We start from the raw sequence: 11,165 nt of genomic DNA, 5'->3' as shown, positions 1-11,165 counted from the left end.
ACGCCGTTTCGCGCCGTGTAACTCGGGATTTTCGCACGGAATACGTGCGAAAACACTTCGCGGGATACTGCCTGTCAACAGTAACCTTTTATCAACGTTATAATCCATTATCCTGCAAACTCCGTTTTCCTGTCTCATGTCTTATTGGGTTTCAGTTCAGCCTTCGGCCAAACTGCTGCAAATGCGAGACCTGTCTGAACTTACCGTTCACACTCCGCCAAAAAGCGGCGTTCTGCGAACAATAACACCTCTCGGGATACTGCCTGTCAACAGTAACGTCTGAATTACAATCACTGATTGAAGAAATGCTCTTCTAACATCAGGCAGAGAACATGATAAATCGGAAGATGCAGCTCCTGAATCTTATAAGTCTCATTTTCCGGCACTACAACCGCCGCGTCGCAGATCCCCTTCAATCTTCCGCCGTCCCTTCCGGTCAGGCCTAATACTTTCATTCCCTTTGCTCTGGCCGCCACGGCGGCATACATAATATTTTCAGAATTTCCCGATGTGGTGATACCGAGAAATACGTCCCCCTGCTTTCCAAAACCTGTAATCTGCTGGGCATATATCATTTCCCCGTCCACATCGTTTAAAAAAGCAGTGGAAAGCCCCGGATGGCCTGTCAGGGCGATAGCCGCAAGCCCCTGTTGCAGCCGGCCGGCCAGCCGTTCTCCCCTTGACGGGTCAGCCGCAATAAGCGCCTCTTTCATCTCTTTCGATACCGGCCTTTTTTTGACAAATCCCTTCATCAGCTCGCCTACAATATGTTCCGCATCGGCACAGCTTCCCCCGTTTCCGGCAATCAGAAGCTTGCCTCCGTTTTCATATGCTTCCCTGATAATCTCATAGGATGCCTTGATATCGTTCTCTGTCTGCTTTAACACGGGATACCGTTCTGAAAGCTCTGTCAGATATCTGTATTCATTCATTCTCTTTTACCTCCTGTTTCACCATATCCGAAGTGATGTAATTCTCATCAAACAGCCGCAGATTTTCCGCCGCTTTTTCTCCCGGCAGCTTTTCCCTGCTGTACCGGGCCAGCATATTTCCGTTTTCAAAAAAGAAATCGGTCAGAACGCCGTCCGATATCAGGTCCCGGAGCAGTCCATAGCTCCACTCCCAGCTGTCGGTGCCGATATATCCGGACTCGGCGTAAACGTAATCCGTACCGGCATGCTCCATATATTCTTCAAACGCTTCCGGGGAATTGACCAGCTCCACATTTCCCCACGGCGATGTGATGTCTTTGTAAGACTGTACGTTGCACGGAAATTGCAGACAGAACGGATGATCTCCAAAGGCGATGACCCTGTTTTCAGGATCGGCCGCCAGTATCTGCCAGATAGCCGCATTTCCTTTAATAATCATATCTTCATGCTGCTTTGCTTTATGGTTATAACGGCCCTTATTGACTGGCCGTATCTCTGAAAACCCCACCGACCATGCCCAGTTTGTCTGCGCCGTCAACAGGATATTAAACCCGAGAAGCGGCACCAGCAGGAGGATGACCAGTCCTTTGGCACTCTTTTGTGCAAGGCCTGACAGCTTCCGGCAGGCTATGAGTACCAGAAAGGTGTATAGCAGCATAAAATAATTCCCGTCCACCTGATAAAGCATTACCAGACTGATCAGATTCACCGCCAGAAACGGCCAGAATATCACGGCAGCGGCAGTGGTGATACCGCCCCTCTCCTTTTTTTCGGCTGCCCCCATCATTACGGACACAGCGATGAACAAAACCAGAAAAAAGAGCAGGGAGGTTCCCCAGGCGATAATCACATGCCCCATGTCCTTTCCCTCCGGCGATAAAAGCATCTGCCAGAGCCTGCGGAGCAGCACATGAAGATTGCTCTCATCCTGCCAGTTTTGAGGCAGGGAACCTGTGGCAAAAGGGTATTTCATCTCAAATCCTAATTTCGCAAAAATGGAGGTGAAAACGGAAGTCACAGGCATTCCTGTTATCATCATGGTTCTCGCCCAGATTCCTGCGAGGGCCGCCCCCGGCAGGATTATGGACGCCCAGTGCCTGAGGGATGCGCGAAAAGACAGACGCCTCCAACCGATCAGATAAATGCCCATCATGCCGAATACGGCTGTTGAAAATATCAGGGAGGTGGGTTTCATCGTGAGAGACAAAAGATATGCTCCCGCCGACAGAATTAGGAGCGTTACATTCCCCCTTCCGGATCCTTTACCGTTTCTATCCTCTCCCGCCCCGGTACTAATCAGATACCGGAAGAAATATTCTATCATAATCAACTGCAAGAGCCATGTAATAATATCAGGCTTTGCAGAAATTCCCATATTCATAATTGCAGGCAGGGAGGCGCACAGAGCCGCTGCCAGAACACTGTACTCCCGTCCCATAAAAAGACGGGCAATTCTGTAAACCATCATAAGCCCCATCACAGCCAGCCAAAGTGTAAAAAATAACAGGTAGCTGTGCGAAGCCAAATCCGAGAGGGGAAGTGTCAGAACCTCCAGCCCTTTCGAATAGACATAAACCATCCCCACGAGTCCGGGATTTTCGTAAATTCCTGCGCCGCCGGCCAGAATATATTCCGACCTGACGCCATACCAGAGCGTGTCAAAGTCTAGGGCAATGTTCATCCTGCCCGCCTGGATCAGGAATGCCGTAAAAATCAGCGTATAACAGCCCGGGTAAAAGAATCGTCCGAAGGAGCCCGTTTTCCTATCACTCCCCCGGCCCGCAGAATCGGCTGCTTTTTCTTTTCTGTCACTGTTCACAGCCCCGCTGTAAAGCGCGGTTCTGCAATCAATATCACCTCGCGGAATACTCCCTGTGAACAGTAACTCTTTTCTTCCCCTCTCCTTGTAAAGCTTCGCACCATAGCATGCATAAAGGACGAGACCGGCCGCCGCACAGACAAATTGCATGACCGGGATCCGGCCTGCTCCGGCCGCCGAAAGGAGGCAGAAAAGGAGAATGACCGCACTGCTGCCCAGCAGGAAATCTGCCGGATAACCGCTGTGGTCCTTTATCCCGAACACCTTCTCCCGGAGAAAACGCCCGGCAAGCACCAGAAATCCGAGATACAGGGCGGAAAGAACCATGGGGAGGAAAACCACGTGAAGCCAGCAGAACGCCGCTCCCAGAAGGGCCGCCGCGGCCGCCTGTCTCCCCTTATTTTTAATCAGGAAGAAAATCCCTCCTGAGAGCAGAAGAAGGACGGCAATCTCCGCCAGCATTTTAGCAGCTTCAGGGGTTCTGATATAAGGCGCCAGGAAACCGTCTCCGGTAAACAGCGTGACAGCCGGAAGCGCGATGGACAGCACGGCTGCAGGTATCAGTATTGCTGCAAATATTCTGTTTCTAAGCTGCATCTTTTGCTTCCTCCTGTTCCATATTTGTTACTGTTCACACTAACAGATGCCCTCAACGACAGCGCGGGCCGCCGCAAGAAGATTGGCAGCATAATAGTCATAGCTGCCGTCCGTACACCTGCCGTCCGGCGTCAGCTTTCCGGCCGCTTCCTGCTCTTTCCGAATCTTACTGCCATATCCGGTACCGACCAGAATGCTCCTGATTCCGAAATTATGTCCGGCCTCCGTGTCAATCAGCTTGTCACCAATCATCCAGGAATTTTCCCGGTCAATGCCGCCGGGCAGCTCCCTCGCGGCCGCCTCAAACATTCCGGTTCCCGGCTTCCGGCAGCGGCATGTCATCTTATATCTGCCGATACCATGCTCCGGGTGATGGGGGCAGTAGTAAAATGCATCCACAGCGGCCCCCGATTCTTTCAACAGATTGTTCATGTAATTATGAAGCGCTTCCACATCCGCTTCCGTGTAATATCCTCTTGCCACACCAGCCTGATTGGTCACCACAATAACGGCGAAGCCTGCCTCATTTAACAGCTTAACGGCCTCGGCGGTGCCGGGAATCAGTTCCAGATCCCCGGGGTTGTGCAGATAATTCACTTCTGTATTCATTGTGCCGTCCCGATCCAGAAATACCGCCTTCCGGGGCGCCGTCCCCCGTCCCGTATCTCTCTGTCCGCCCGGCCTTTTTTCTGATTCCATCTCTAATCTCCTGGTATTTGAATTGTTACTGTTCACACCCCGCCAAAAAACGGCGGCTGCGAACAATAACACGCTTCGCGATGCACAGAAACGGCAAAAAACGCCGTTTCGCGCCGTGCAACTCGGGATTTTCGTGCAAAATGCGCACGAAAACACCTCGCGGAATATGGGCCGTGTGAACAGTAACTTTGAATTGCCTTCCGTAGGATATATTAAAAGTTGAATTGATATTCCTTATCCGGCATCTGTACCTTCACATCCTGATACTGCCATCTTTCGTCATTGCAGATCCAGCTCTGTGCGCCCCTCAGCTCAAAATTCCAGTCCATAAGCTGACCGCCGACCTGCTCCAGACGGGCGGCAACCTTATGCTTCACATTATAAGGGCAATAAACCAGAAGGAACCCGCCGCCGCCTGCTCCCAGCAGCTTTCCTCCCAAAGCTCCGGCCTTTTTGGCCTCCTCATAAAGCGTGTCTATCTGCGGATTGCTGATTTTGCTGCTCATTCTCTTCTTGCTCTCCCAGCCGTAGTCCAGAAGCTTGCCGAAATTGTGCAGATTTCCTTTTAACAGCTCATCCTTAATCGCATAAGAAAGAGCCTTCACTTCACACATGGCTTCAAATGCATCCTGCTTTTTGTAGTTGTTGACCTGATCCCGGATGATATTGGCCGAAACGTGGATATTGCCGGTATAGCACAAAAGCAGGTTATACTGAAGCTCATTGATGATATCCCTCCGGATCCGCAGAGGATTGACAACCACATTGTTGCGGCCGTGAAATTCAATAAAATTAAACCCGCCGAAGGTTGCGGCATACTGGTCCTGGTAACCCCCGGCGATTTTCAGATCACACCGTTCCACACCGTAAGCCAGATCCGCCATCGCATAATTGTCCATCTCGATTCCCTTCCATCTGGCCATTGCCGTAAGAAGAGCCACCATGACTGTGGAGGATGTTCCCAGCCCTGACCCCGCAGGCGCATCACACTGCAGATAAACCTCGCAGCCCTGCTTGATATCCATTGCCTTCAGCGCAGCCGTAACCAAATCCAGCTTGCCGTCGTAGACATAATTTTCATTCGTGTTGTATTTCACCGTCATATCGAAGTCCAGGGAATGGACGGTGATATGCTCGTCATCTCTCGGAATGATGGAGCAGTATGCGTATTTGTTGATTGTGCTGCCTATGATAGCCCCTCCCTGTTCCAGGCAGAAGGGCTCCACATCCGTACCTCCGCCGCCGAAGCTGACCCGCAGCGGCGCTCTTCCTCTGATTACCATCTGATGACTCCTCTCTTAACATCCTCCTGAAACCGGAAATAATCCTCCGGCACGCCGATATCAATAAAATATCCGTCGTTGACAAAGCCGCCCAGACGCTTTCCCTCTTTCATCCATCCGGGAATCATCTCATTCTCCAGGGAAACCTTACCTGCCGGAATCTGCTCAAGCAGTTCCCGGCTCATCAGGTAAACACCGCCGTTGATGGTGCCGGGACGCGCCTCTCCCGTCTTTTCATTGAAGCCGGCCAGCATCACGCCGTCCAGGACTGCCTCCCCGTATCGCGTTACGTCCGGTACTCCCCGGAGTACCAGCGCCATATCCAGGCAGTTCTCTTCCTTTATCTTCATAAGCCGGCAGTAGTCCATCTCATAAAATGTATCCGCGTTCAGAACAAAGAAATTCTCCTCTGTCACAAACCTTCCCGCATTCTTTATGGCTCCCGCCGTACCCAGAAGCTCTTCCTCATATGCATAAGATGCCTTAATCCCGGCCTTCCCGCCGTTTCCAAAATACTCTTCCACCATGCCGCCCTTATATCCGACCGCAAATATAATATCATCGATTCCAAAGCGTGTCAGGCCGCGCACGACGTAATCCATAAAAGGCCTGTCCTCAATCAGGGCCATTGGTTTTGGACGGTCGCTGACTACGCTGCGAAGCCGCGTTCCCAACCCTCCGGCCAGAAGTATTGCCTGCATTTTTATCCTCCCTGTATCACTGCGGTTTCAGGAGCGTGAACCGCCCTGACTTATAGCTGAGCCTTAAGCTGTTCAAAAAATTTCCTGCTGAGTTCCTTATCCAGCACTCCCACATATGCCGCCAGCAGCATCCATGTCTGCTCCAGCCCTTTAATATGGGTTCTCTCCTGACCATGGGATGCAGATACCCCCGGCCCAATCAGCGCGCCTCTTATATCATTGCCTGCCGAGAGAGCGGAAGAAACATCGGAGCCATAGTGCGGGAAGATATCAACCGCATACCCGATCCCGTATTCCTTAGCCAGGCTGATCAGACGGTTTGTCATGTCAAAATCATAAGGGCCGGAGGAATCCTTGGCACAGATGGATACCCGGTATTCATCTCCGCTCAGATCATCTCCCAGCGCGCCCATATCAATCGCCAGAAACTCTTCAATATCCTCCGGGATATAACTGCACCCGTGTCCGACCTCCTCATAATTGCTGATGGCTATCTTGAGGGTCTGTTCCGGCTGGCGGCCTGTCTCATGGAGATACTTAAGCAGCCCCAGGATTACGGCCGCGGATGCCTTGTCATCCAGATGCCTGGATTTGATAAACCCGCTGTCCGTATAGACAAACTTCGGGTCAAAGCTGATGAAGTCCCCCGGCCCGATGCCCAGCTCCTCCACGTCCTCTTTTCCGCGCACAATCTCATCGAGACGCACTTCCATATTGGCTTCCTTGCGTTCCAGTGTCCTGGCATCATCGTAGGTGTGTACCGACGGCGCCTTCGTCTGAACCGTCCCCGTAAAGGTCTTTCCTTCTCTGGTATGAATGCGGCAATAGCTCCCTTCAACTGACTGCATCATGAAACCGCCCACCGACACGATAGCCAGTGTTCCGTCCGGGCGGATGGAACGCACCATGGCTCCGAGCGTATCCACGTGGGCAGACAGTCCCAGCACCGTCTCCGTTCGTCCCGGCACTGTGATCAGCATCCCGCCTTTCCGGTTATAAGCGGAGGAAAATCCGAAGCCCGCCACCTCCTTTTCAATCCGTTCCATCACCTGCTTTGTATAGCCTGACGGACTTGGTATATTAACAATCTCTTCCAGAATATCCACTATATAATTAATATCTTTCATTTTTCCCTCCTGCGGGCACAGCAAACCCAGTTTAACTTATGTATTTTATCATAGTTCCCCGCTATTTTCTACCTGATACTGGCACAAAAGCCCCCAAAAGCCTCAAAAGTAAGAAACATGAAAACAAAAATTAAATAAAAAGAAAGAACAGCACTGCAGTCAGTACTGTCCCGTCTCCCTCAGATACTCTTCCATCTTAATCAGCCGTTCTTCATTCTGGCTCTTGTTCTTCTTGCTGACAAGGCCCAGCAGTACCTCCATTGCCATGACAAGGGTCGTGTAGGAGTTATAAAAGGACAGGTTCTCAGTGGAATTGAGAATAACCGCCTCGGCTCCGCTGCAAAGGGGCGACGTATATTTGTCGGTGAGGGCCACAATATGACTGCCTGCCTTTTTAGCAATACTTAATGCAAATACCGTGTCGCTGGAATATCTCTCGTAAGAGAGACCTATTACCGTATCATTTTTAGTCAGATCCACCAGGGAATCAACCAGCGGCCGGCTGCCGTTTACAACATAGATCCCCGGACGCACACAGCCCATCATGACGCCGAATGAGGATGCAAAACCGGCACAAGTCCTGAATCCCACAATGAAAACCCGGTCGGCCTCCGTTATCAGCTTTGCCGCCTTCCGGTAATTGACATAATCCGCCGTCGTCTGGTCACTCTCAATATTCCGCATTACATTCGCCTTTAATACCGCGATAATCTCATCTTCCGACAGGCTTTCAATCGTCTTTATTTTCTCATAGGGAATCTGTGCCTTCTCCTTTTTCCGGCTGTCCGCAAGCTCTTCCTGAAGAGCCCTCTTAAAGTGGCTGAAATTTTCAAAGCCCAGCTTGGAGGATACACGCACTACGGAAGAAGGACTAATCCCCAGTATTTGCGCAATCTCCGACGATGTCATAAAACAGGCCTTTGCCCGGTTCCTCAGTATATAATCAAGGACTATCTTATCCTTCGGTGTCAGCTTCGCCTCCCCGGGTATATTTTTAATTCTGTCCATTTTGTACCTCCTGTTATCAGAATAGAACGGTCCTCACCAACTAATACCAAAATATATCCATGCCTTACATTTACTGCAAAATTATAATTGACAGACCGGATACAGATAACTATAATTGACCTTATAATGATTCTTATCAATCACGAGTAACTTGTTTATGATTTTCAAAATTCATTATAGGGAAATTTCGCTGTTTTGGCAAGAGGAAATATCTGTTTTATCAAAATGATATATTAAGAGTATTGCCGGATACAATAGATTTATGAACAGCGGACAGGCGGGATAAGACCCACCCGCCGGAAAGGCTCCTATGGCACGAGACATGACACAGGGAAATATAACAAAACATCTTCTGCTTTATGCAGGGCCGCTGATAATCGGCGATCTGTTCCAGCAGCTATATCACACGGTTGACTCTGTCGTTGTCGGTCAATTCCGGGGCAAGGAAGCCCTGGCGGCCATCGGCGCCGCCGGGCCTGTCATGAATATCCTCATATTTATGATCGCAGGAATCTCCATGGGCGCCTCAATTTTAATGGCCAAATATTATGGAGCAAAAAAGTATGAGGATCTGAAAGAGGAAATGGCTACCTCAATTGGCGCAGGACTGCTTCTTACTCTCGTGCTGTCTCTGCTCTTTTATGCGGGAAGCGGGCTTTTTATCCGTCTTACACAGACACCGGAGGAAATCTCCCATATGGCGGCCGGATATCTGAGAATTATTTCCGCCGGCCTGATATTTACCTTTTTTTATAACATACTGGCTGCCGCCCTCCGTGCGATCGGAGACTCCAGAACCTCACTCTGTGTGCTGATACTGACAACAATCATCAATGTTGTTCTCGATATCATCTTCGTCAGGAACCTGGATTTGGGAGTGTACGGGGCTGCCTGGGCAACCGTGATTGCACAGGCCGTTTCCTCGCTGGCGCTGATTCTTTATATTTACATAAAGGTACCCGTCCTGCGGCTGAAGCCCTCTGAAATCCATATCAATCTGAAACTGCTTAAGAAAACAGCCGATTACAGCTCCGTCTCAGCCCTGCAGCAGACCATGCTTTACCTCGGACGGCTGCTGGTCCAGTCCGGCGTCAACACCCTGGGCGTTGATGCGGTAGCTGCCTTCAATGCCGCTTCCATTATCGACAGCTATGTCCTGGCTCCCGGCAGCAGCCTGGCGTCTTCCGTCACCACTTTCTCGGCCCAGAACAGAGGCGGCGGAAAATACGACCGCATTCCCAGAGGTTTTGGAATCACAATGGCAATCGCCGTCATCTACACTGTTTTTGTTACATTGATTATCTTGTTTGCCGGTCGTCCTCTGTTTGGGATATTCCTGAAACCGTGGGAACAAAATGCCATTGCGCTGGGACTTTCCTATATCCGTCCCATGGCCTGTTTCTATTTTATGGCCGGAATGACTCACACGTTCCAGGGATACTTCCGGGGTATCGGCAGGTTAAAGTTCACTTTAATCGGCACCTTAATCCAGATCCCGGTCCGTGTCATACTGACCTATGGGCTGATCTCACGGCTTGAACTGAAGTCCGTGGCTGTCGGCACTGTGCTTGGCTGGGCCTGCATGATCGTCTTTGACATCTATGCATACAGAAAATATGGCCGGAACTTTAATCAGATTTAAAAATCCAGGGAGGACTTATTATGGTTCGTGACATGACACAGGGAAATGTTACCAGACATCTGCTTACCTACGCAGTGCCTCTGATGTTCGCAAACCTTCTGCAGCAATTATATCAAACGGTAGACTCAATTATTGTCGGTCAGTATAACGGCAAAGAAGCCCTGGCGGCCATCGGTGCAGCGGGGCCTATCATGAATATTCTTATTTTCCTGATTGTGGGCCTATCTCTGGGCGCTTCTATTCTGATGTCCGAGTACTTTGGCGCAAAAGATTATAAGGCTCTTAAAACGGAAATGGCCACTTCTCTGGTCTCCGGTTTTATCCTGACCATCGTACTTTCACTCCTGGCTTTTACCGGAAGCGGATTGTTTATACGCATGACCAGAACTCCGCTGGAAATTGCGCCGATGGCTTCACAGTATCTGAAAATCATCTCCCTCGGGTTAATATTTACCTTTTTTTATAATATACTCTCAGCCGGGCTGAGATCCATCGGAGATTCAAGGGCTCCTCTCTATGTACTGTGCCTGACAACGATACTCCATGTCCTTCTGGCAGTTTATATGGTGGGGACGCTCCATATGGGCGTACAGGGCGCGGCCTATGCAACTGTGATTTCCCAGGCCGTCTCTTCACTCATGCTGTTTATCTATATCAAAGTAAAGGTTCCTTATCTGAGGCTGTCACTGCCGGAGCTTCATATTGATATGGATTTTCTGAAAAAAACGGTTGATTTCAGCTCCATCTCGGCTCTACAGCAGACCGTACTCTATATCGGTCGCCTTCTGGTCCAGTCCGGCATCAACACACTGGGAGTCGATGCGGTTGCCGCTTTCAATGCCGTCTCGATTATAGACAGCTACGTCCTGGCCCCAGGTGACAGCCTGGCAGCCTCAATCACAACCTTCACCGCCCAGAATAAAGGCGGTAAGCAGTATCACCGGATTCCAAAGGGCTTAAAAACCGTAATCGTAATGGCAGAGATTTATACAATTGCCATCTCCGTCCTTGTACTGGCCGGAAAGAACCAGCTTCTCGGCATCTTCCTGAAACCGGAAGAAACCGAAGCACTCCGGTTTGGCATACTCTACATCATCCCGATGGCCTGCTTCTACTTCCTCAGCGGAATCACCAACAGCTTTCAGGGTTATTTCCGTGGCATCGGAAATCTGAGAGTCACACTGATTGCGACAATTATACAGATCCCTATCCGTGTTATTCTGACTTACTCGCTTCTGGGACGTTTTGGCATCCAGGCGGTTGTAATAGGTACTACGATTGGGTGGTGCTGTATGACGGTTTATGAATTGGTTTCCTATCGAAAGTGGAGATTTAGTTAAGCAGGTGAGGACGCCGC

General features: G+C 50.2%; 9 protein-coding genes. 2 read left to right on the top strand and 7 right to left on the bottom strand.

Annotated features, from left to right (window positions below; translation table 11 throughout):
* Positions 1 to 290 precede the first annotated feature (290 nt).
* From CLOSYM_RS20075 to CLOSYM_RS20045, 7 genes are all read right to left on the bottom strand, one after another.
* Complete coding sequence (locus CLOSYM_RS20075; RefSeq protein WP_021643568.1) at positions 291 to 932, bottom strand: D-sedoheptulose-7-phosphate isomerase; 642 nt, start codon at positions 930 to 932, stop codon at positions 291 to 293.
* Positions 925 to 3,348: a hypothetical protein gene (locus tag CLOSYM_RS20070; protein ID WP_021643567.1), complete on the bottom strand. Its 2,424-nt coding sequence runs from the start codon at positions 3,346 to 3,348 to the stop codon at positions 925 to 927. Before CLOSYM_RS20070 ends, CLOSYM_RS20075 begins: the two co-directional genes overlap by 8 nt.
* A 39-nt stretch (positions 3,349 to 3,387) precedes the next feature.
* The gene (locus CLOSYM_RS20065; protein ID WP_003506312.1) at positions 3,388 to 4,047 is read right to left on the bottom strand and encodes a D-glycero-alpha-D-manno-heptose-1,7-bisphosphate 7-phosphatase; all 660 of its coding nucleotides are present in this window, start codon (positions 4,045 to 4,047) and stop codon (positions 3,388 to 3,390) included.
* A gap of 212 nt (positions 4,048 to 4,259) precedes the next feature.
* Positions 4,260 to 5,330 carry a GHMP family kinase ATP-binding protein gene (locus CLOSYM_RS20060; protein WP_003497585.1) on the bottom strand — a complete coding sequence of 357 codons (1,071 nt, stop codon included), beginning with the start codon at positions 5,328 to 5,330 and terminating at the stop codon, positions 4,260 to 4,262.
* Positions 5,324 to 6,031, bottom strand: a complete 708-nt coding sequence (locus CLOSYM_RS20055) for a nucleotidyltransferase family protein (RefSeq protein WP_003497586.1) — start codon at positions 6,029 to 6,031, stop codon at positions 5,324 to 5,326. The genes CLOSYM_RS20060 and CLOSYM_RS20055 overlap by 7 nt, the downstream gene beginning before the upstream one ends.
* A gap of 50 nt (positions 6,032 to 6,081) precedes the next feature.
* Positions 6,082 to 7,158: a M42 family metallopeptidase gene (locus CLOSYM_RS20050; protein ID WP_003497588.1), complete on the bottom strand. Its 1,077-nt coding sequence runs from the start codon at positions 7,156 to 7,158 to the stop codon at positions 6,082 to 6,084.
* Positions 7,159 to 7,317: 159 nt separating this feature from the next.
* Positions 7,318 to 8,166 carry a MurR/RpiR family transcriptional regulator gene (locus tag CLOSYM_RS20045; protein WP_021643566.1) on the bottom strand — a complete coding sequence of 283 codons (849 nt, stop codon included), beginning with the start codon at positions 8,164 to 8,166 and terminating at the stop codon, positions 7,318 to 7,320.
* A 310-nt stretch (positions 8,167 to 8,476) separates the two neighbouring features.
* Between CLOSYM_RS20045 and CLOSYM_RS20040 the strand changes: the two genes are divergently transcribed.
* Positions 8,477 to 9,808, top strand: coding sequence for an MATE family efflux transporter (locus tag CLOSYM_RS20040; RefSeq protein ID WP_021643565.1), 1,332 nt, complete (start codon positions 8,477 to 8,479; stop codon positions 9,806 to 9,808).
* Between the two features lie 20 nt (positions 9,809 to 9,828).
* Positions 9,829 to 11,148 carry an MATE family efflux transporter gene (locus CLOSYM_RS20035; protein WP_009297616.1) on the top strand — a complete coding sequence of 440 codons (1,320 nt, stop codon included), beginning with the start codon at positions 9,829 to 9,831 and terminating at the stop codon, positions 11,146 to 11,148.
* Positions 11,149 to 11,165: the final 17 nt, after the last annotated feature.

Origin of the sequence: [Clostridium] symbiosum ATCC 14940 (assembly GCF_000466485.1) — a bacterium.
GTDB lineage: Bacteria > Bacillota > Clostridia > Lachnospirales > Lachnospiraceae > Otoolea > Otoolea symbiosa.
The sequence above is the reverse complement of the archived record's forward strand: the minus strand, read 5'-3'. Positions and strand labels throughout refer to the sequence as shown.